Source organism: Streptomyces sp. UC4497, from assembly GCF_054871485.1.
On sequence record NZ_JBTYHB010000053.1, the window covers coordinates 1 to 20,484 of the forward strand.

Consider the following 20,484-nt stretch of genomic DNA (forward strand, 5'->3'; position numbering starts at 1 on the left):
AGCCCCGCCGGCGTTTGAGGCGCGGGGTCCGGGGCGGAGCCCCGCAACCGGCGGATTCACCCCGCCCGATGCACCACCGCGTCGCACAGCTCCACCAGCGCCGCCTTCGCCTCGCACTCCCGCAAAGGCGCCAACGCCGACCTCGCCTCCTCCGCGTAGCGAACCGTGTCGCGACGGGCCTGCTCCAGCGCCGGGTGGACCCGCAGCCGCGAAACCGCCTCCGCGAGCCGGTCGTCGTCCCCGAGGTCGGAGTCGAGGAGCTCGACCAGCTCCTTGTCCTCGGCGAGCCCGAGCCGCTCGGCCCGCTCCCGCAGCCGCAGGACCGGCAGCGTGGCGATGCCCTCACGCAGATCCGTACCGGGCGTCTTGCCGGACTCGTGCGAGTCGGACGCGATGTCGAGGACGTCGTCGGCCAGCTGGAAGGCGACGCCGAGCCGCTCCCCGTACTGGGTCAGCACGTCGACCACGGTCTCGTCGGCCCCGGACATCATCGCGCCGAAGCGGCAGGCCACGGCGATGAGCGAGCCGGTCTTGCCGCTGAGCACGTCCAGATAGTGGTCGACCGGGTCCCGCCCGTCGGCCGGCCCGGCGGTCTCCAGGATCTGGCCGGTGACGAGCCGCTCGAACGCCTCCGCCTGGATCCGAACCGCGTCCGGGCCGAGGTCGGCGAGGATGTGCGAGGCGCGCGCGAAGAGAAAGTCGCCGGTCAGGACGGCGACGGAGTTGCCCCAGCGCTGGTTGGCGCTCGGCACCCCGCGCCGCACGTCCGCCTCGTCCATCACGTCGTCGTGGTAGAGCGTCGCGAGGTGCGTGAGCTCGACGACGACGGCGGAGGGCACGATGCCCGGGGCGTACGGGTCGCCGAACTGGGCCGCGAGGGACACGAGCAGCGGCCTGAACCGCTTGCCCCCGGCGCGCACCAGGTGCTGGGCGGCCTCCGTGATGAAGGGAACCTCGCTCTTGGTGGCTTCGAGCAGTCCCTCCTCGACAGCCGCCAAACCAGCCTGAACATCAGCCTCGAGGGCCTGGTCCCGCACGCTCAGACCGAAAGTCCCGACGACGGTCACGAGAGGTTCTCCTGTCTGCTGACGATCACGACGCTCACATGGCGAACTCGGTCGATCATTCGGTCGATGACACGGTTTGTCGATGTGTCGCTGCCATCACTCAAGTCAGCGTATCCGGTCGCGTTTCGATCACAGGTGGCACCTGCCCGAACAACCCGGACCAGGCGGCTTGACGACACCACCGGTATGTTCTTGATCAGCACAGACGACCTGGAGTACGCACTTTGTCCCACACCGAGAACGACACGGGCACCGCACCGCCCCCTGGCGACGACACGGCCTTCTTCGGCCAACCGAGGGGCCTGCTGACGCTGTCCGGCCTGGAGGTCTGGGAACGGTTCTCGTTCCTCGGCATGCAGGCCATTCTCGTCCTGTACTTCGCCGACACCGTCGCGCACGGCGGCATGGGCATGGACCCCGGCAACGCGGCCTCGGTCTCGGCGGCGTACGGCACGCTCGTCTACCTCGTCTCGGTCGCGGGAGGCTGGCTCGCCGACCGGATCCTCGGCTCGTACCGCGCCGTCCTGTGGGGCGGCATCCTCATCGCCTGCGGACATTACTCGATGGCGGTGCCGACACCCACGATGACGTGGGTCGGGCTCGGCCTGATCAGCGCCGGTACCGGCCTGCTCAAGCCGAATGTCGCCTCGATGGTCGGCAAGCTGTACCGGACCGACGACGAGCGCCGCGACGCCGGCTTCGCGCTCTACTACATGGGCATCAACATCGGTGCCTTCGCCGGACCGCTGATCACCGGCTGGCTCGGCGACCACAAGGGCTGGCACTGGGGCTTCTCGGCCGCCGCCATCGGCATGACGCTCGGCCTGATCCAGTACGTCGTCGGCCGCCGCCACCTGGCGGGACGCTCTGAGGCCGCCGAGTACGCGCTGCCGCCCGAGGGGATGCGCAGGGCGGTGCGGCTGATGATCGTGGGCGCGGTCGTGGTGGCCGCGCTCGCGGTGGTCCTGGCCCTGGCCGGGTGGCTGACCATGGGCCGCTTCGTCGACGTCCTCACGTACATCTCGGTGATCGCGCCGGTCGTGTACTTCGTGGTGATGTTCAAGAGCCCCCGGGTCACGGCGGAGGAGCGCGGCCGCCTCAGGCCCTATCTGGTCCTCTTCATCGCCTCGGTCGCCTTCAACTTCATCCTGTTCCAGGCGTACTCGACGATGATGCTCCTGGCCTCGACGAACGCCGAGTCGACCATCCTCGGCTTCGACTTCCCCACCAGCTGGTACGCCTCCGCGCTCGGCGCCTTCGAGGTGGCTCTCGCGCCGGTCGTGGCGGGCCTGTGGGTGCGGATGGGCAAGCGCCAGCCGCACGCCTCCAACAAGATCGCGATCGGCGTGATCCTGGGCGGCCTGTCGTTCCTCCTGATGGTGCTGCCGACGTCGGGCCACAGCGACGGCACGTACAAGATGGCGGCCTGGTGGATCGTCGGCTCGTATCTGCTGCTCGGGCTCGGCGACATCCTCGTCGAGACGTCCGGCATGTCGGCGACGACCAAGCTCGCGCCGCAGGCCTTCGCCAGCCAGACCATGGCCCTGTGGTTCCTCTCGCTCGCACTTGCGAACGGGATCCAGGCGCAGGTCGTCAAGCTCTACGGCGAGGTCTCGAACCCCGCCTACTTCGGCGTCAACGGCGCGATCGCGGTCGCGGTCGGTATCGCCGTGGTCGCCCTGGCGCCGTGGCTGCGCCGCACCATGCACCCCGTTCACTGAGGTTTCCCCATGACTTCCACGACCCCCCTGCCGAATACGCCGTCGATCCGGACCGAGTTCCCGTTCGGAACGGTCCGCGAGGACATCCGCGTACCCCTGTCGGACGGGACGACGCTCTTCGCCCGCATATGGCGTCCCGTCACCGACGATCCGGTGCCGGTCCTCCTCGAATACCTCCCGTACCGGGCCTCCGACTGGACGGCGCCGCGCGACTGGCAGCGGCACCCCTGGTACGCGGGTCATGGCTACGCCTCCGTCCGCGTGGACGTGCGCGGGCACGGCAACAGCGAGGGCATGCCGACCGACGAGTACTCCGAGACGGAGCTCGCCGACGGCGTCGAGGTCGTGAACTGGCTCGCCGCTCAGCCCTGGTCGTCCGGCAAGGTCGGCATGTTCGGCATCTCCTGGGGCGGGTTCAACTCGCTCCAGATCGCGGCGCTGGCCCCCGAGCCGCTGAAGGCGATCGTGACCGTCTGCTCGGCGGACGACCGCTACGACAACGACGTGCACTACATGGGCGGCTCCGTGCTCGCCGTGGACATGCACGCGTGGGCGGCGACGATGCTCGCGTTCGTGTCGCGCCCGCCGGACCCGCAGTACGTCGGGGACGCGTGGAAGGACATGTGGACGAAGCGCCTCGACGCCGTCGACCCGTTCATCCACACGTGGCTCGACCACCAGACCCGCGACGACTACTGGCGGCACGGCAGCGTCTGCGAGGACTACTCCGCGATCAAGGCGGGCGTGCTCGCCGTCGGCGGCTGGCACGACCCGTACCGGGACACGGTGCTGCGGCTCGCGGAACACCTTCCGGACGACCAGATGCGCGGGATCATCGGCCCCTGGTCGCACCAGTACCCGGACCGCGGACTGCCGCCGGGCCCGGCCATCGGCTTCCTCCAGGAGACGCTGCGCTGGTGGGACCACTGGCTCAAGGGCGACGAGAACGGGGTGATGCAGGAGCCCAAGCTCCGCTCGTACATCAGCGACTCGCACCCGCCGGCCACCGTGTACGAGCAGCTGCCGGGCCGCTGGGTCGGCGAGCCGTCCTGGCCGTCGCCTAACGTCTCCCCCGTTCAGTACGCGCTCCAGGGACCGCCCCAGATCGTGCGGTCGCCGCAGCACACGGGCCTGGACGCGGGCCGCTTCTTCCCGTTCGGGAACGACGCGGACCTGCCGCCCGACCAGCGCGAGGAGGACGCGAAGTCGGCGTGCTTCGAGTTCGAGGTGCCGCAGGACGTACAGGTGCTCGGCCGGCCGCGCGTGACGCTGCGGCTGACGTGTCCGGTGGAGCGCGGGCAGGTCGTGGCGCGGGTGTGCGACGTGGCGCCGGACGGCTCCTCGACGCTGGTGACGCGGGGTGTGCTGAATCTGTCGTCGCGCCACGGCCGCTCGGAGAACGTGCCGTGGGAGCCGGGGGCGACGGAGGACGTCACCTTCGACCTGAACGGCATCGGCCACGCCTTCCCGGCCGGGCACCGGATCCGGCTCGCGGTGTCGTCCGCGTACTGGCCGTGGATCTGGCCGCAGGCCGGTTCGGAGGCCGGGTTCACGCTCGACCCGGTGGGCAGCACGCTCGAACTCCCGGTGCGCGGCGCCGAACCGGGCGGTGACATCGCCTTCGCCGGCCCCGAGCAGTCGGAGCCGCTCGGGGTGGTCTACCCGGAGACGCTGGAGGGGCCGCGCCCGGAACGCCTCGTCGTACGGGACGTCGCGGCGGGCGAATGGCGCCTGGAGGTCGACCCGCGGTACGGCGGCACGCGTCTGTACCCGGACGGCCTGGAGTTCACCGAGGACGCGCTGGAGACGTACGTCATCAACGAGTCCGATCCCCTGTCGGCCCGCACCCGTTCCGACTGGACGATCCGCCTGCACCGCCCGGACCAGGGCTGGGACGCCCACGTCGAAACCCACTCCGAAATCACCTGCACGGCAACGGAGTTCGTCACGTCGAGCGAGGTGATCTGCCGCGACGGCGCGGAGGTGGTGTTCCACCGGACGTGGGAGAGGCGGATTCCGCGAACGGCGGGGTAGCAGTTCCAGCCCCTCCGGCGATTGAGGGGCGGGGTCCGGGGCGGAGCCCCGTGGCGTGGGTCCGTCAGGCCAGCAGCCTGTCCAGGACGACCGCCACCCCGTCCTCCTCATTCGACGAAGTCACCTCGTCGGCGACCGCCTTGAGCTCAGGATGCGCGTTGGCCACGGCCACCCCCCGCCCCGCCCACGCGAACATCGGCACATCGTTCGGCATATCGCCGAAGGCAACCGTGTCGACGGCCCCCACCCCGAGCCGCTCCGCCGCAAGGCTCAGCCCGGTCGCCTTCGTCACGCCCCGCGGCTGCAGCTCGACCGTCCCGGGCCCGGACATCGTGACGGTGGCGAGCGGCCCCACCGCGGCCCTCGCCACCGCCGCCAACTCGTCGTCGGACAACGACGGATGGCGCAGCAGCACCTTGCTGATCGGCTCGGCCCACAGCGCCGCCCGCCCCCGCACCCGTACCGCCGGCAGCGTCGGATGCGGCATGAGATAGCCGGGCTCGATGAGCGTGAGGCCCTCCACCCCGTCCTGGTCGACGGCCGCGTACACCTGCCCGACCTCCGCCTCGATCTTCCCGAGGGCCTGCTCGGCGAGGTCCCGGTCGATCGTCAACGACCACAGCAGCCGGTCCCGTACGCCGTCGTACAGCTGCGCCCCCTGCGCGCACACGGCGAGTCCGCTCCCGCCGAGGTCGTCGAGGATCGGCTTCACGCGGGGCGCGGGCCGCCCCGTCACCACGATGTGCCGGGCGCCCGCGGCGACGGCCGCCGCCAGGGCGTCGCGGGTCCGGTCGGAGACCGTGTCGTCGGCGCGCAGCAGCGTGCCGTCCAGGTCAGTGGCGATGAGTGCATATGCGGGTGCGGACATGATCCGAAGAATACGGACCGGCCGCGCCCCCGACCCGTCGAGTACCGGCCACCCTGGCAGGATTCGGCCGGTCACGACGTGGTCGTGTCATCTGTTCGGGTTACGCCCCGGGCCGGTCAACCGGGGCGTACACAACGGTACTTGCGAGTGACACCCGTCAACCGTGCGCCGACGCCAGATGCCGGGCGAGCCGCGGCGAGGCGAACTCCGTACCGCAGACGAAGCGCATGACAGGACCGTACGAGGACCCGCCCAGCATGCCCGTGAAGTACAGGCCGGGGACGGACGACACATACCCGGCGCCGAGCCGCGGCGTGCCCCGGCTGGTCGCGAGCCGCGTGCGCAGCCCCTCCCCCAGGAACGGCATCGCCGCCAGGTCCACCCGGTATCCCGTCGCCGCGATGACATGGTCGGCGGACAGCTCGTCGGCGCGCCCGCCCAGCGTGCGCACGCTCAGGACGGGCGCCCCCTGGGACACCGTCACCCGCTCGATCCCCGCGACCTCGCGCACCGCGACCTTGCCCTCGAACCGCTCCTTCAGCCACCACGCGCCCAGCGGCCCCAGCACCCGCTTGACCAGGAAGTGCCGCGCCTGCGGCGGGAGATGGCGGTACGGGTGCGGGTAGTACGTGAGCGCGTACAGCGACCACGCGTTGCCGAACGGGGTCTCCGGGCGGAACCTCGGCTGCTGCCACGGCGGCGCCCCGAAACGCACCCGACCCTTGCCGCGCCCGACCACCGTCACGCTCGCGCCCGCCTCCACCGCGAGCGCCGCCGTCTCCAGCGCGGACTGGCCCGCACCGACGACGATCAGCTCCTTGCCCGCGAACCGCGACAGGTCATGATGCTGCGCGCTGTGCGAGACCGGGCCCGTGGGGGCGGGTCCGTCCGGCACGGCCGCGGCGAACTCCACCGGCAGATGCTCAAGGCCCGACAGGCCGGTCGCGACGACCACCGCCCGCGCCGTGAACTGCTCGCCCGAGTCCAGCTTCAGCTCGAAGCCCTCGCGCCCGCGCCGGTCCACGGAGACGACCCGCACCCGCTCCAGCTCGGGCACCAGCTTCTTCTGGAACCAGTCGCCGTACGCCACAAAGGTGTCGGCGGATATCAGGTCCTCGTCCGTGACGAGCCGCTTGATCCCTGCCGCGTCGCAGTAGTCGACCAACTTGTGTCCGCGCTGCGGCGCGTCGATGTTCGACGCGGACGGCACCGACTTGAGGATCATGCCTTCGGGCATGTGCGAGCGCCAGCTCACCATGGGTTCCCCGAAGACCCTGACGGGTATCCCGCGCGCCCTCAAATGCGCGGCGGTGGACAGGCCGTAAGGACCCGCACCAATGACTGCTACCGGATGATTCACGAAGCCCCTCCCCAGGACGACGCCGTGCCACGTACTTCGTCCACTTCGTTCCGCTCCGGCCGCCGGGCGTACTAGGCGACCGAACCGGCGCTGCTGCCGCGGCGGTTGGTCCGCCACAGCTGGTACAGATGCTTCGCCCCGGGTCGTGCGAGCCGGGCGAGCATCGTGAAGAACGGCCGCGGATCGTCGGCCGCCCACCACGCCAGCTCCGTGCCGCTCGCGCGGGACGGGGCGTGCGGGGTCGTATAGCCGCTGCGCCGGTACGCCAGCAGCGCCGGCAGGTCGATGTTCTCGACGACGTAGCGGTGTCCCGCCCGCTGTTCCCCCTCCGGAACGGTGCGGCCGGTGAGTGCGAGGTGCATGGCACGGACGACGTCGACGCCCGCCTCGTTCTCGAAGAGGCGGAACTGGGCGCCCATCCGCGGATTGAAATCGAGCAGCTTGTACTGTCCGTCGCGCCGGTCGAAGCGCAGGTCGAGGTCGATGATTCCGGTGAAGCCGATCTGTTTGATGAAACGTGCGGCGATGTCCGCGAGTTCCGGATTGTCGACGACGTACGCGTTCGCCGTCATGCCCGCGTGCGGCGGCCAGGAGCGGACCTTGACCCCGGTGAACATCGCGAGCGGCGTGGAGTCCTGGTCGAAGTACGCGTGCACGATCCAGTCCTCGGCGTCCTCGCGCGGCAGATACTCCTGAAGGATCACGCCGGGCTTCTCGCCCCAGCCGAGGGCGAGTTGACGCAGTCCGTCCGGGGTCGCGATCCTCGTGGTCCCGTTGACGGCGGGCTGCGAGCGCCGCGTGAACGCCTCCCGGTTCTTCGCCACGACCGGGAAGCGGGCCTTCGCCGCGAACTCCTCGATGTCCGCGTACGACGCCGGGAACGCGGTCGTCGGCGACGGAATGCCGTGCTCCACGCACAGTTCGTGCAGCCCCTGCTTGCTCGCGAGGCGGCGCGGCAACTCCCGCTCCACCCGCGGGAAGAGCAGGCCCGCCCCGGCGAGCGGGTCCTGGTGCTCGGCGATGAGGACCGCCGCCTCCTCGTCCGTCGGGATCAGCACCGCCGGCCGGCCGATCCGGCGGGCGGCGCGCAGGAGTCCGTCGACGAGCCGCTCCGGTTCCTCCGTGCCCGTCGTGCGCCAGGTGAAGGCCCGACACAGATAACGCGAGGCCGCCGCGGGCGTGTACCGGTCCTCCGTGATCGCGTACATCGGCACGCCGAGGCGCCCCAGACTGCGGATCGCGCCCACTCCTCCGTGGTGCAGCGGATAGTCGCCGAACTTGACGATCAGGCCGGGGACATCACTGTCCACGGCGAACGGCACGCCTCCGGCGCTGCCGTCACTCCCGGTGCTCCTGGCCACGGGTCCCCCCACGTGTCCCCCCTTGGACCCGGACCTAGATACAGGGCTCAGCCCCGTCCGTGCCCACCGGACAATGACGCTAAGCCGGAACCCACCACTCCATCAACGGGTCATTCGGACATTGCGAACTCTTTAGGCACTACGGCGAACTGTCGTCTCCCCCGTCGCGAACCTGCGTCTCCCACGTAACGTGTGGCGCACCCGAATGGAAAGTGAGGCCGCAGGCATGGCACCCGCAGCCACCTCCGAGTCCGCGTCCGAGCCCACCCCGCTCGACCGTCTCGACCCACTCGACCTTCCCGAAGGCCACCCCTTCGGCCCGCACAACCTCCCGTACGGAGTCTTCTCCCTCGCCGACGACGCCTCCGCCGACTCCGACGAATCGGGCGACGCTTCGGGCGGCGCTTCGGGCGGCGCTTCGGGCGGCGCCGGGCGCTCGGTGGGCGTCCGCATAGGGGATCACGTCCTGGACGCGGGCGGCGCCGCCGCGGCCCTCGGCTCCCCGTACGTCACGGTCCTGGCCCGCCCCAGCCTCAACTCCCTGCTGGCGGCCGGTCGTACGACCTGGTCCGACGTGCGCCGCGCCCTCACGGCCTGGGTCACGGTCCCGGCCCACCGCGAGGTCGTCCGCCCCTTCCTGCACCCCCTGTCCTCGGTCACCCTGCACCTCCCGTTCGAGGTCGCGGACTACGTCGACTTCTACGCGTCGGAGAACCACGCCTCGAACCTCGGCCGCCTCTTCCGCCCCGACGAGGAACCCCTGAAGCCCAACTGGAAGCACCTGCCGGTGGGTTACCACGGCCGCTCCGGCACGGTCGTCGTCTCCGGCACGGACGTGGTGCGCCCCTCGGGCCAGCGCAAGGCCCCGACCGACCCGGCCCCGGTCTTCGGCCCGTCCGTGCGTCTCGACATCGAGACGGAGGTCGGCTACGTGGTCGGCGTCCCGTCGCGGCAGGGCACACCGGTCCCGCTCTCCTCCTACCGGGACCACGTCTTCGGCCTCTGCCTCCTCAACGACTGGTCGGCGCGCGACATCCAGAACTGGGAGACGGTGCCGCTCGGCCCGCACCTCGGCAAGTCGTTCGCGACGTCGATCTCCGCGTGGATCACCCCGCTCGAGGCCCTGGACGCGGCCCGCGTCGCCCCGCCCGAGCGGACGGTGCCGCTGCTCCCCTACCTGGACGACAGCGGCCCCGAGTCGGCCGCCGACCCGGCCGGCTACGACCTGCGTATCACTATCACCCTGAACGGCCAGGTCATCTCCGAACCCCCCTTCTCCGGCATGTACTGGACGGGCGCCCAGATGCTCGCCCATATGACGGTCAACGGCGCCTCCCTGCGCACCGGCGACCTCTACGGCTCAGGCACGATCAGCGGCACGGAGGACAACGAGCGCGGCTCCCTGATCGAGATCACCTGGAACGGCCAACAGCCACTCCCCCTCCCCGACGGCAAACGCGGCTTCCTGGAGGACGGCGACGTGGTCACCCTCTCCGCCTGGGCCCCCGGCCCGAACGGCGCGAGGGTCCAACTGGGCGAGGTGACGGGCCGCATCGTGCCCACGGCGCATTAAGCCCCGCTCTTCGGACGAGAGCCCGCGGGGTCCGGGGCAGAGCCCCGAGACGCCCACCCCGTGCTACCAGTCCACGTCCTCCGGCACCGGCTCATCCTCGGGCGGCGGCTCCTGGCCCACGTAATCGGGCCAGGGCTCGTCGCCCCGCCCCGCCCGGGAGGGCGCCGCCTCCTGAGAGGCACCCGGCGCCGCGTCACCTCTAAGACCCGCCAAAACCCCCAGAACCCCTTCCCCCCACGTCGCCAACTTCTTCTCGCCAACCCCACCGATCGTGCCCAACTGGGCCAGCGACGTGGGCTGTTGCAGCGCGATCTCGCTGAGCGTCGCATTCTGGAAGATGACGTACGCCGGCACCCCGTGCTCCTTCGCCTGCGCCCCACGCCAGGCCCGCAGCGCCTCGAAGACCGGCGCCGCCTCCGCCGGCAGGTCGACCGCGGGCGTCTTGCCCTTGCGCTCACGGGCCACCGCCGCACGGGGCGCCGGCTTCGGCTCCTTGCGCAGCCGCACCTCCCGCTGCCGCCCCAGCACGGAGCCGCTCTCCTCGGTGAGCACCAGCGTCCCGTACTCGCCTTCGACGGCGATGAGTCCTTGCGCCAGCAACTGCCGCACCACACCCCGCCATTCGGCCTCGGCCAGCTCCTCGCCGATGCCGAAGACGGAGAGCTGGTCGTGGTCGAACTGGATGACCTTGGCGCTGCGCTTGCCGAGCAGGATGTCGATGATCTGGCCCGCGCCGAACTTCTGCCGCCGCTCTCTCTCCAGTCGCACCACGGTCGACAGGATCTTCTGCGCGGCGACCGTGCCGTCCCACGTCTCGGGCGGCGACAGGCACGTGTCGCAGTTGCCGCAGGACTCGGCGCCCTCCTGCCCGAAGTAGGTGAGCAGCTGGGCCCGGCGGCACTGCGCCGTCTCGCACAGCGCCAGCATCGAGTCGAGGTGGGCGGAGGCCCGGCGCCGGAACGCCTCGTCCCCCTCCCCCATGTTGATCAGCTTCCGCTGCTGCACCACGTCCTGCAGCCCGTACGCCATCCACGCCGTCGACGGCATGCCGTCACGCCCGGCGCGGCCCGTCTCCTGGTAGTAGCCCTCGACGGACTTCGGCAGGTCGAGGTGGGCGACGAACCGTACGTCCGGCTTGTCGATGCCCATGCCGAACGCGATGGTCGCGCAGACGACGAGACCCTCCTCGCGCAGGAACCGCGACTGGTGCCGCGCACGCGTGCCCGCGTCCAGGCCCGCGTGGTACGGCACCGCCTCGATCCCGTTACGACTGAGGAACTCGGCTGTCGCCTCCACGGACTTGCGGGACAGGCAGTAGACGATGCCCGCGTCGCCCTCGTGCTCCTGCTTGAGGAAGCTGAGCAGCTGCTTCTTCGGGTCGGACTTGCCGACGATCCGGTACTGGATGTTGGGCCGGTCGAAGCTCGCCACGAAGTGCTTGGCGTCCGGCATGCCGAGGCGCTGGGTGATCTCCTGGTGCGTGGCGTGCGTCGCCGTCGCGGTCAGGGCGATGCGCGGCACGTCGGGCCAGTGCTGGCCGAGCACGGACAGCGTCAGATAGTCGGGACGGAAGTCGTGGCCCCACTGTGCGACACAGTGCGCCTCGTCGATCGCGAAGAGGGAGATCTTGCCGCGGGAGAGCAGTCCGAGCGTGGAGTCGAGGCGCAGCCGCTCGGGCGCCAGATAGAGCAGGTCGAGCTCGCCCGCGAGGAACTCGGCCTCCACGAGGCGGCGCTCCTCGAAGTCCTGCGTCGAGTTCATGAACCCGGCGCGCACGCCGAGCGCCCGCAGCGCGTCCACCTGGTCCTGCATCAGGGCGATCAGCGGCGAGACGACGATCCCCGTACCGGCTCTGACCAGCGCCGGGATCTGGTAGCAGAGCGATTTGCCGCCACCGGTCGGCATGAGCACGACGGCGTCCCCACCGCCCACCACGTGATCGATGATCGCTTCCTGCTCGCCGCGGAAAGCGTCGTACCCGAAGACCCGGTGGAGCGTGGCTAGCGCCTCGCTCCCGGTCACCTCGCTCATACCCTGTGTCCCGTCCATCGCCGTGCCCCCGTGCGTCCAGCTCGTCTCGACTTCTCCAGTAACGATAGGGGTCCGGACTGACACCCCGGAAAGTTATCCACAGGCTGGGGGCATTCCCGGGACACATGGAGGCCCGGCCCCCTCCCAGGGACCGGGCCTCCGCCCGCGGCCGTACCGCCCGCTACCGCACGAACACCCCGGCCTGGCCCGCCAGATCCAGGAAGTACTGCGGCGCGAGCCCCAGCACGATCGTGACCGCGACGCCCACCCCGATCGTCGTCATGGTCAGCGGCGAAGGCACGGCCACGGTCGGGCCGTCCGTCTTCGGCTCACTGAAGAACATGAGGACGATCACGCGGATGTAGAAGAACGCGGCGATCGCCGAGGACACGACACCGACCACGACGAGCACGCCCGCGCCGCCCTCGGCCGCCGCCTTGAACACGGCGAACTTGCCCGCGAACCCGGAGGTGAGCGGGATACCGGCGAAGGCCAGCAGGAACACCGCGAAGACCGCCGCCACCAGCGGCGACCTGCGCCCGAGCCCCGCCCACTTCGACAGGTGCGTCGCCTCGCCTCCCGCGTCGCGCACCAGCGTCACCACGGCGAAGGCGCCGATCGTCACGAAGGAGTACGCGGCCAGGTAGAAGAGGACGGACGAGACCCCGTCGGGCGTCGTCGCGATGACACCGGCCAGGATGAAGCCGGCGTGCGCGATCGAGGAGTACGCGAGGAGTCGCTTGATGTCGGTCTGCGTGATCGCGACGATCGCGCCGCCCAGCATCGTGACGATGGCGACGGCCCACATGACGGGACGCCAGTCCCAGCGCATCCCCGGCAGGACGACGTACAGCAGCCGCAGCAGCGCGCCGAAGGCCGCGACCTTCGTGGCCGCCGCCATGAAGCCGGTGACCGGCGTCGGCGCGCCCTGGTACACGTCCGGCGTCCACATGTGGAACGGGACGGCGCCGACCTTGAACAGCAGGCCCATGCCGACCAGCGCCATGCCGATCAGCAGCAGCGCGTCGTTGCCCATGGTGTCGGCGAGGGCCGGGTCCACGTTCTGGATCGAGCCGTCGACGACGCTCGCGATCGTGGCGTACGAGACGGAGCCCGCGTAGCCGTACAGGAGCGCGATGCCGAACAGGGTGAAGGCGGACGCGAAGGCGCCGAGCAGGAAGTACTTGACCGCGGCCTCCTGCGACATGAGCCGCTTGCGGCGGGCCACGGCGCACAGCAGGTACAGCGGGAGCGAGAAGACTTCCAGGGCGATGAACAGCGTCAGCAGGTCGTTCGCCGCGGGGAAGACCAGCATGCCGCCGATCGCGAAGAGTGCCAGCGGGAACACTTCGGTGGTGGTGAACCCGGCCTTTATGGCGGCCTTTTCGCTGTCGCTGCCGGGCACGGAGGCGGCCTGCGCGGCGAACGAGTCGACGCGGTTGCCGTGCGCCTCCGGGTCGAGCCGCCGCTCGGCGAACGTGAAGATCGCGACGAGCCCGGACAGCAGGATGGTCCCTTGGAGGAACAGTGCCGGGCCGTCGACGGCGATCGCACCCATGGCCGCGATGTGCGCCTTCGTCGTCCCGTACCCGCCGGCCGCGAGCCCCACGACCGCCGCGAAGGCAGCCGCGAGCGCGACGACCGAGAGGAACACCTGCACGTAGTAGCGGGACCGGCGCGGCACCAGGGCCTCGACCAGGATCCCCAGGACGGCGGCACCGATGACGATCAAGGTCGGCGACAATTGCGCGTACTCGATCTTCGGTGAGGGGATCTTGGAGATCCCCTCTTGGACAGGTGCGGCGGCGACGGTTGTCCACAGACTGTGGACGGCTGACGTGGTCACTTGTGAGCCGCCTCCACTTCCGGCTTCGGGTCCTTCTTGTGGACGTCGGACAGGGTGTGCTTGACCGCCGGGTTCACCAGCTCGGTGAGCGGCTTCGGGTAGACGCCGAGGAAGATCAGTACGCCGATCAGCGGGACGACGACCGCGAGCTCACGCACCCGCAGATCCGTGATGCCCTCGGTCGACGGCTTCACAGGGCCGGTCATGGTGCGCTGGTAGAGGACCAGCGTGTAGAGCGCGGCGAGCACGATGCCGAAGGTGGCGATGATGCCGATCACCGGGTAGCGCGTGAACGTGCCGACCAGGACCAGGAATTCACTCACGAAGGGCGCGAGGCCCGGCAGCGAGAGAGTGGCGAGGCCGCCGATCAGGAACGTACCGGCCAGCACCGGGGCGACCTTCTGCACGCCTCCGTAGTCCGCGATGAGCCGCGAGCCGCGCCGCGAGATCAGGAAGCCGGCGACCAGCATCAGCGCCGCCGTCGAGATCCCGTGGTTGACCATGTAGAGCGTCGCGCCGGACTGGCCCTGGCTGGTCATCGCGAAGATGCCCATGATGATGAAGCCGAAGTGCGAGATCGACGCGTAGGCGACCAGGCGCTTGATGTCGCGCTGGCCGACTGCGACCAGCGCCCCGTAGACGATGCTGATGAGGGCGAGCACCAGGATCACCGGCGTCGCCCACTTGCTCGCCTCCGGGAACAGCTGGAGGCAGAAGCGGAGCATCGCGAACGTGCCGACCTTGTCGACAACTGCCGTGATGAGTACGGCGACCGGGGCGGTGGCCTCCCCCATCGCGTTCGGCAGCCAGGTGTGCAGCGGCCACAGCGGGGCCTTCACCGCGAAGGCGAAGAAGAAGCCCAGGAAGAGCAGGCGCTCGGTGTTGGTCGCCATGTCGAGCGAACCGTCGGCCCGCGCGGCGGCGATCTCCTGGAGCGAGAAGTTCCCCGCCACTACGTAGAGGCCGATGACGGCCGCCAGCATGATGAGGCCGCCGACCAGGTTGTAGAGGAGGAACTTGACGGCCGCGTACGAGCGTTGGGTCGCGGCCTCCTTCTCGCCGTGCTGGCCCGCCCGGTCCCCGAAGCCGCCGATGAGGAAGTACATCGGGATGAGCATGGCTTCGAAGAAGATGTAGAAGAGGAAGACGTCGGTGGCCTCGAAGGAGATGATCACCATCGCCTCGACGAGGAGGATCAGGGCGAAGAAGCCCTGGGTCGGCCGCCACCTCGTGTTCCCGGTCTCCTGCGGGTCGGCGTCGTGCCAGCCCGCGAGGATCACGAACGGGATCAGCAGCGCGGTCAGCGCGATGAGCGCCACCGCGATGCCGTCCACACCCAGTTCGTAGCGGACGCCGAAGTCCGCGATCCACGCGTGGGATTCGGTCAGTTGGAAGCGGCCGCCGCCCGGGTCGAAGCGGACCGCGACCACCGCCGCGAGCACCAGGGTGGCGAGCGAGAACAGCAGCGCGAGCCACTTGGCCGCGGTGCGCTGCTTCGCCGGCACGGCGGCCGTGGCGATCGCGCCCACGGCCGGCAGTACCGCCGTCGCTGTCAGCAGAGGAAAGGACATCGGTATCAGACCGCCCTCATCAGCAGGGTCACCGCGGCGATGACCGCCGCGCCGCCGAACATCGAGACGGCGTACGAGCGCACGTAGCCGTTCTGGAGTTTGCGCAGCCGACCGGAGAGGCCGCCGACCGAGGCCGCCGTCCCGTTGACCACCCCGTCAACCAAGGTGTGGTCGACGTATACGAGGGAGCGCGTCAGGTGCTCGCCGCCCCGCACCAGGACGACGTGGTTGAAGTCGTCCTGGAGCAGGTCACGCCGTGCGGCGCGGGTGAGCAGCGAGCCGCGCGGGGCGACGGCGGGAACCTCGCGGCGCCCGTACTGGACCCAGGCGAGCGCCACACCGATCACCAGGCACACCATGGTGGCTCCGGTGACCACGCCCGCGCTGATGGGCGCGTGCCCGTGGTCGTGCCCGGTGACGGGCTCCAGCCAGTGCAGGAAGCGGTCCCCGATGGAGAAGAAGCCACCGGCGAAGACCGAGCCGACCGCGAGCACGATCATCGGGATCGTCATGGACGAGGGCGACTCGTGCGGGTGCGGCTCGTGGCCCTCGGCGTCGGGCTGCCAGCGCTTCTCGCCGAAGAAGGTCATGATCATCACGCGGGTCATGTAGAACGCCGTGATGGCCGCGCCGAGGAGGGCGACGGAGCCGAGGATCCAGCCTTCCGTCCCGCCCTTCGCGAACGCCGCCTCGATGATCTTGTCCTTGGAGAAGAAGCCGGACAGGCCCGGGAAGCCGATGATCGCCAGATACCCGAGGCCGAACGTCACGAAGGTGACCGGCATGTACTTCCGCAGGCCGCCGAACCTCCGCATGTCGACCTCGTCGTTCATGCCGTGCATGACCGAACCGGCGCCGAGGAACAGCCCCGCCTTGAAGAAGCCGTGCGTGACCAGATGCATGATCGCGAACACGTAGCCGATGGGGCCGAGGCCCGCGGCGAGGATCATGTAGCCGATCTGCGACATCGTCGAGCCGGCGAGCGCCTTCTTGATGTCGTCCTTGGCGCAACCGACGATCGCACCGAACAGCAGCGTGACCGCGCCGACGATGGTGACGACGAGCTGTGCGTCCGGCGCCCCGTTGAAGATCGCGCCGGAGCGGACGATCAGGTAGACGCCCGCGGTCACCATGGTCGCGGCGTGGATGAGGGCCGAGACCGGGGTCGGGCCCTCCATCGCGTCCCCGAGCCAGGACTGCAGCGGGACCTGCGCCGACTTGCCGCACGCGGCGAGCAACAGCATCAGGCCGATCGCGGTGAGCTTGCCCTCGGAGGTGTCACCGACGCTGTCGAGCACCGGCCCGAAGGCGAACGTGCCGAAGGTCGTGAACATCAGCATGATCGCGATGGACAGGCCCATGTCGCCGACCCTGTTGACCAGGAACGCCTTCTTCGCGGCCGTGGCCGCGCTCGGCTTGTGCTGCCAGAAGCCGATGAGGAGGTACGAGGCGAGGCCCACGCCCTCCCAACCGACGTACAGGAGCAGGTAGTTGTCAGCGATGACCAGGAGGAGCATCGCCGCGACGAACAGGTTCAGGTAGCCGAAGAAGCGGCGGCGCCGCTCGTCGTGCTCCATGTAGCCGATCGAGTACAGGTGGATCAGCGTGCCCACGCCGGAGATCAGCAGGACGAACGTCATCGACAGCTGGTCCAGCTGGAAGGCGACGTCCGCCTGGAAGCCCTCGACGGGGATCCAGCTGAACAGGTGCTGGCTGAGCGTGCGGTCCTCCGGGCCCATCCCGAGCATGTCGGTGAAGAGCACGACGGCGATCACGAAGGAGACGGCCGCGAGCAGTGTGCCGAGCAGATGACCCACCCGGTCCAACGCCCGCCCGCCGCACAGCAGTACGGCCGCTCCGAGCAGTGGCGCCGCGACGAGCAGCGCAATCAGGTTCTCCACGATTCAGCGACCCCTTACAGCTTCATCAGGCTGGCGTCGTCGACCGAGGCCGAGTGGCGGGAACGGAACAGCGACACGATGATCGCGAGCCCCACCACGACCTCGGCGGCGGCGACGACCATCGTGAAGAACGCGATGATCTGGCCGTCGAGATTGCCGTGCATCCGGGAGAACGCGACGAACGCGAGGTTGCACGCGTTCAGCATCAGCTCGATGCACATGAACACGACGATCGCGTTCCGCCTGATGAGCACGCCGGTGGCGCCGATCGTGAACAACAGGGCGGCGAGATACAGGTAGTTGACCGGATTCACTTCGACGCCTCCTCGGCCTGGTCGCGGTCCGAGCGCTCCAGACGGTCGGACGACCGCTGCTCCAGAGCCTTCAGATCGCTCATCGCCTCACCGGAGACATCCCGGATCTGACCGCGCTCGCGCAGCGTCTGCATGACCGTGAGCTCCGAGGGGGTGCCGTCGGGCAGCAGGCCCGCGATGTCCACCGCGTTGTGCCGGGCGTAGACACCCGGGGCGGGCAGCGGCGGGAGGTGCTTGCCCTCGCGCACCCGCTCCTCCGCCAACTCGCGCTGCGTCTTGGCTCGTTCGGTGCGCTCGCGGTGCGTGAGCACCATCGCGCCAACGGTGGCCGTGATCAGCAGGGCGCCGGTGATCTCGAAGGCGAAGACGTACTTGGTGAAGATGAGGGCCGCCAGGCCCTCCACGTTCCCCCCGGCGTTCGCCTTGCCGAGTCCGTTGAACTGCGTCAGCGAGGCCTGGCCGATGCCCGCGATGAGCAGCACCCCGAAGCCGAGCCCGCACAGGGCGGCGAGCCAGCGCTGCCCCTTGATGGTCTCCGTCAGGGAGTCGGCCGCGGTGACGCCGACGAGCATCACCACGAAGAGGAACAGCATCATGATCGCGCCCGTGTAGACGACGATCTGCACGATGCCCAGGAAGTACGCCCCGTTGGCGAGGTAGAAGATCGCCAGGATGATCATGGTGCCGGCCAGGCACAGGGCGCTGTGCACGGCCTTCTTCATCAGGATCGTGCACAGGGCGCCGATGACGGCGACCGTGCCGAGGATCCAGAACTGGAAGGCCTCACCGGTGGACGTGCTCGCAGCGAGCGTGGTCGCCGCGGTGAGCTGCGCGCTCATACGTCCACCCCCTCGGCGTCTTCACTGGGCTTCTCGCCCTTGGAGACGGCCACTTGGGGTTCTGTGCCGGGCGCCGCCTCGGTGACGAGACCCCGGTAGTAGTCCTGCTCGTCCATGCCGGGGAAGATCGAGTGCGGGCTGTCGACCATGCCCTCGTCGAGCCCGGCGAGCAGCTGCTCCTTGGTGTAGATGAGGTTGGCGCGGCTGCTGTCGGCCAGCTCGAACTCGTTCGTCATCGTCAGCGCGCGCGTGGGGCACGCCTCGATGCACAGTCCGCACAGAATGCAGCGGGCGTAGTTGATCTGGTAGACGCGGCCGTAGCGCTCACCCGGCGAGTAGCGCTCCTCCTCGGTGTTGTCCGCGCCCTCCACGTAGATCGCGTCCGCCGGGCAGGCCCAGGCGCACAACTCGCAGCCGATGCACTTCTCCAGGCCGTCCGGATGGCGGTTGAGCTGGTGCCTGCCGTGGAAGCGGGGAGCAGTGGTCTTCGGTTGCTCCGGGTACTGCTCGGTCAGCCGCTTCTTGAACATGGCCTTGAAGGTCACGCCGAAGCCGGCGACGGGGTTCTGGAACCCCGGCTCGGTGTCCTTCTGCTGGCCGGAGTCGGTCTCGTCAGCCATCGGACGCCTCCTTTCCATCGTGAGATCCGCCAAGCGACTCGTCACTCTGAGTATCGGGGCCACCACTGACAATCAGCTCCCGCTCCCGGCGGGAGCGCCTGCGCGGAACGGGCGGCAGCGTCTGTCCGGGCAGCGGCGGGACGGGGAATCCGCCCGCCATCGGGTCGAAGGCGACGGGCTCTTCGGCGGCCTCGCGCCGCTTGGCCCCGCGGTCGCGGAAGATGTCCACGACGAACGACAGGATCAGGACCACAAGGATCGCGGCTCCGACGTACAGGGCGATGGAGGCGAAGTCGTAGTTCTCGTTGCGCAGCGTCCGCACGGTCGCCACCAGCATCAGCCACACCACGGAGACCGGGATGAGGACCTTCCAGCCGAGCTTCATCAGCTGGTCGTAGCGGACGCGAGGCAGCGTGCCGCGCAGCCAGATGAAGAAGAACAACAGCAGCTGGACCTTGATGACGAACCAGAGCATCGGCCACCAGCCGTGGTTCGCGCCCTCCCAGAACGTGGAGATGGGCCACGGTGCCCGCCAGCCGCCCAGGAAGAGCGTCACGGACACCGCCGAGACCGTCACCATGTTCACGTACTCGGCGAGCATGAACATCGCGAACTTGATGGACGAGTACTCGGTGTTGAAGCCGCCGACGAGGTCGCCCTCGGACTCCGGCATGTCGAACGGAGCACGGTTCGTCTCGCCGACCATCGTCACGACATAGATCAGGAACGACACCGGCAGCAGCACGATGTACCAGCGGTCGTGCTGCTGGGCGACGATCTCCGAGGTCGACATCGAACCCGAGTACAGGAACACCGAGGCGAACGCGGCACCCATCGCGATCTCGTACGAGATCATCTGCGCGCAGGACCGCAGGCCGCCGAGCAGCGGGTACGTCGACCCGGACGACCAGCCCGCGAGGACGATGCCGTAGATGCCGACGGAGGCGACCGCGAGGATGTAGAGCATCGCGATCGGCAGGTCGGTGAGCTGCATCGTCGTGCGGTGGCCGAAGATCGAGATCTCGTTGCCCGCCGGGCCGAACGGGATCACGGCGATCGCCATGAAGGCGGGGATCGCCGCGACGACCGGTGCAAGGATGTAGACCACCTTGTCCGCGCGCTTGACGACCACGTCTTCCTTGAGCATCAGCTTGATGCCGTCGGCGAGCGACTGGAGCATGCCCCAGGGGCCGTGCCGGTTCGGGCCGATGCGCAGCTGCATCCAGGCGACGACCTTGCGCTCCCACACGATGGAGAACAGCACGGTCACCATCAGGAAGGCGAAGCAGAAGACCGCCTTGACGACGACGAGCCACCAGGGGTCGCGGCCGAACATGGAGAGGTCTTCGAGCGCCAGTGGGCTCAGTGCTGTCGGGCT

The 20,484-nt window shown here is 69.5% G+C and carries 15 protein-coding genes; 3 read left to right on the forward strand and 12 right to left on the reverse strand.

Annotation, left to right across the window (positions count from 1 at the left end; genetic code table 11):
- Nucleotides 1–56: 56 nt before the first annotated feature.
- Nucleotides 57–1,067, reverse strand: a complete 1,011-nt coding sequence (locus ACYSUO_RS39665; protein WP_461781066.1) for a polyprenyl synthetase family protein — start codon at nucleotides 1,065–1,067, stop codon at nucleotides 57–59.
- 224 nt (nucleotides 1,068–1,291) lie between these two features.
- Between ACYSUO_RS39665 and ACYSUO_RS39670 the strand changes: the two genes are divergently transcribed.
- Complete coding sequence (locus tag ACYSUO_RS39670; RefSeq protein WP_461781067.1) at nucleotides 1,292–2,788, forward strand: peptide MFS transporter; 1,497 nt, start codon at nucleotides 1,292–1,294, stop codon at nucleotides 2,786–2,788.
- Between the two features lie 9 nt (nucleotides 2,789–2,797).
- Nucleotides 2,798–4,822 (forward strand): CocE/NonD family hydrolase, encoded by a 2,025-nt coding sequence (locus tag ACYSUO_RS39675; protein ID WP_461781068.1) that lies wholly within the window; start codon nucleotides 2,798–2,800, stop codon nucleotides 4,820–4,822.
- A gap of 64 nt (nucleotides 4,823–4,886) precedes the next feature.
- Here ACYSUO_RS39675 and ACYSUO_RS39680 read toward each other — a convergent pair whose 3' ends face one another.
- The 3 genes from ACYSUO_RS39680 to ACYSUO_RS39690 all read right to left on the reverse strand — a co-directional run bounded on the left by ACYSUO_RS39680 (nucleotide 4,887) and on the right by ACYSUO_RS39690 (nucleotide 8,372).
- Nucleotides 4,887–5,690, reverse strand: a complete 804-nt coding sequence (locus ACYSUO_RS39680) for an HAD family hydrolase (RefSeq protein WP_461781069.1) — start codon at nucleotides 5,688–5,690, stop codon at nucleotides 4,887–4,889.
- Nucleotides 5,691–5,847: 157 nt separating this feature from the next.
- On the reverse strand, nucleotides 5,848–7,050 hold the full coding sequence (locus ACYSUO_RS39685; protein ID WP_461781070.1) for an FAD-dependent oxidoreductase: 1,203 nt from the start codon (nucleotides 7,048–7,050) through the stop codon (nucleotides 5,848–5,850).
- 71 nt (nucleotides 7,051–7,121) lie between these two features.
- On the reverse strand, nucleotides 7,122–8,372 hold the full coding sequence (locus ACYSUO_RS39690) for a carboxylate--amine ligase (protein WP_461781100.1): 1,251 nt from the start codon (nucleotides 8,370–8,372) through the stop codon (nucleotides 7,122–7,124).
- A gap of 265 nt (nucleotides 8,373–8,637) precedes the next feature.
- On the opposite strand from ACYSUO_RS39690, the gene fahA reads away from it, so the two are divergent.
- Nucleotides 8,638–9,984: a fumarylacetoacetase gene (gene fahA / locus ACYSUO_RS39695; protein ID WP_461781071.1), complete on the forward strand. Its 1,347-nt coding sequence runs from the start codon at nucleotides 8,638–8,640 to the stop codon at nucleotides 9,982–9,984.
- A 63-nt stretch (nucleotides 9,985–10,047) separates the two neighbouring features.
- Here fahA and recQ read toward each other — a convergent pair whose 3' ends face one another.
- The 8 genes from recQ to nuoH all read right to left on the reverse strand — a co-directional run bounded on the left by recQ (nucleotide 10,048) and on the right by nuoH (nucleotide 20,472).
- Nucleotides 10,048–12,015: a DNA helicase RecQ gene (gene recQ / locus ACYSUO_RS39700; RefSeq protein ID WP_461781072.1), complete on the reverse strand. Its 1,968-nt coding sequence runs from the start codon at nucleotides 12,013–12,015 to the stop codon at nucleotides 10,048–10,050.
- Between the two features lie 181 nt (nucleotides 12,016–12,196).
- A complete protein-coding gene (gene nuoN / locus ACYSUO_RS39705) occupies nucleotides 12,197–13,861 on the reverse strand; it encodes an NADH-quinone oxidoreductase subunit NuoN (protein ID WP_461781073.1) in 1,665 nt (554 codons plus the stop codon).
- On the reverse strand, nucleotides 13,858–15,432 hold the full coding sequence (locus ACYSUO_RS39710) for an NADH-quinone oxidoreductase subunit M (protein WP_461781074.1): 1,575 nt from the start codon (nucleotides 15,430–15,432) through the stop codon (nucleotides 13,858–13,860). Before ACYSUO_RS39710 ends, nuoN begins: the two co-directional genes overlap by 4 nt.
- A gap of 5 nt (nucleotides 15,433–15,437) precedes the next feature.
- On the reverse strand, nucleotides 15,438–17,333 hold the full coding sequence (nuoL, locus tag ACYSUO_RS39715; RefSeq protein ID WP_461781075.1) for an NADH-quinone oxidoreductase subunit L: 1,896 nt from the start codon (nucleotides 17,331–17,333) through the stop codon (nucleotides 15,438–15,440).
- A gap of 14 nt (nucleotides 17,334–17,347) precedes the next feature.
- Nucleotides 17,348–17,647 carry an NADH-quinone oxidoreductase subunit NuoK gene (nuoK, locus tag ACYSUO_RS39720; protein WP_003974374.1) on the reverse strand — a complete coding sequence of 100 codons (300 nt, stop codon included), beginning with the start codon at nucleotides 17,645–17,647 and terminating at the stop codon, nucleotides 17,348–17,350.
- On the reverse strand, nucleotides 17,644–18,486 hold the full coding sequence (locus tag ACYSUO_RS39725) for an NADH-quinone oxidoreductase subunit J (RefSeq protein WP_461781076.1): 843 nt from the start codon (nucleotides 18,484–18,486) through the stop codon (nucleotides 17,644–17,646). Before ACYSUO_RS39725 ends, nuoK begins: the two co-directional genes overlap by 4 nt.
- Nucleotides 18,483–19,106, reverse strand: coding sequence for an NADH-quinone oxidoreductase subunit NuoI (nuoI, locus tag ACYSUO_RS39730; protein ID WP_461781077.1), 624 nt, complete (start codon nucleotides 19,104–19,106; stop codon nucleotides 18,483–18,485). Before nuoI ends, ACYSUO_RS39725 begins: the two co-directional genes overlap by 4 nt.
- On the reverse strand, nucleotides 19,099–20,472 hold the full coding sequence (gene nuoH, locus ACYSUO_RS39735) for an NADH-quinone oxidoreductase subunit NuoH (protein WP_461781101.1): 1,374 nt from the start codon (nucleotides 20,470–20,472) through the stop codon (nucleotides 19,099–19,101). Before nuoH ends, nuoI begins: the two co-directional genes overlap by 8 nt.
- Nucleotides 20,473–20,484: the final 12 nt, after the last annotated feature.

Bases quoted from the DNA above. Each gene is read 5' to 3' on its own strand.
- ACYSUO_RS39675 (WP_461781068.1), top strand. From the start codon at position 2,798: ATGACTTCCACGACCCCCCTGCCGAATACGCCGTCGATCCGGACCGAG.
- ACYSUO_RS39680 (WP_461781069.1), bottom strand. From the start codon at position 5,690: ATGTCCGCACCCGCATATGCACTCATCGCCACTGACCTGGACGGCACG.
- fahA (WP_461781071.1), top strand. From the start codon at position 8,638: ATGGCACCCGCAGCCACCTCCGAGTCCGCGTCCGAGCCCACCCCGCTC.
- recQ (WP_461781072.1), bottom strand. From the start codon at position 12,015: ATGAGCGAGGTGACCGGGAGCGAGGCGCTAGCCACGCTCCACCGGGTC.
- ACYSUO_RS39710 (WP_461781074.1), bottom strand. From the start codon at position 15,432: ATGTCCTTTCCTCTGCTGACAGCGACGGCGGTACTGCCGGCCGTGGGC.
- ACYSUO_RS39725 (WP_461781076.1), bottom strand. From the start codon at position 18,486: ATGAGCGCGCAGCTCACCGCGGCGACCACGCTCGCTGCGAGCACGTCC.
- nuoI (WP_461781077.1), bottom strand. From the start codon at position 19,106: ATGGCTGACGAGACCGACTCCGGCCAGCAGAAGGACACCGAGCCGGGG.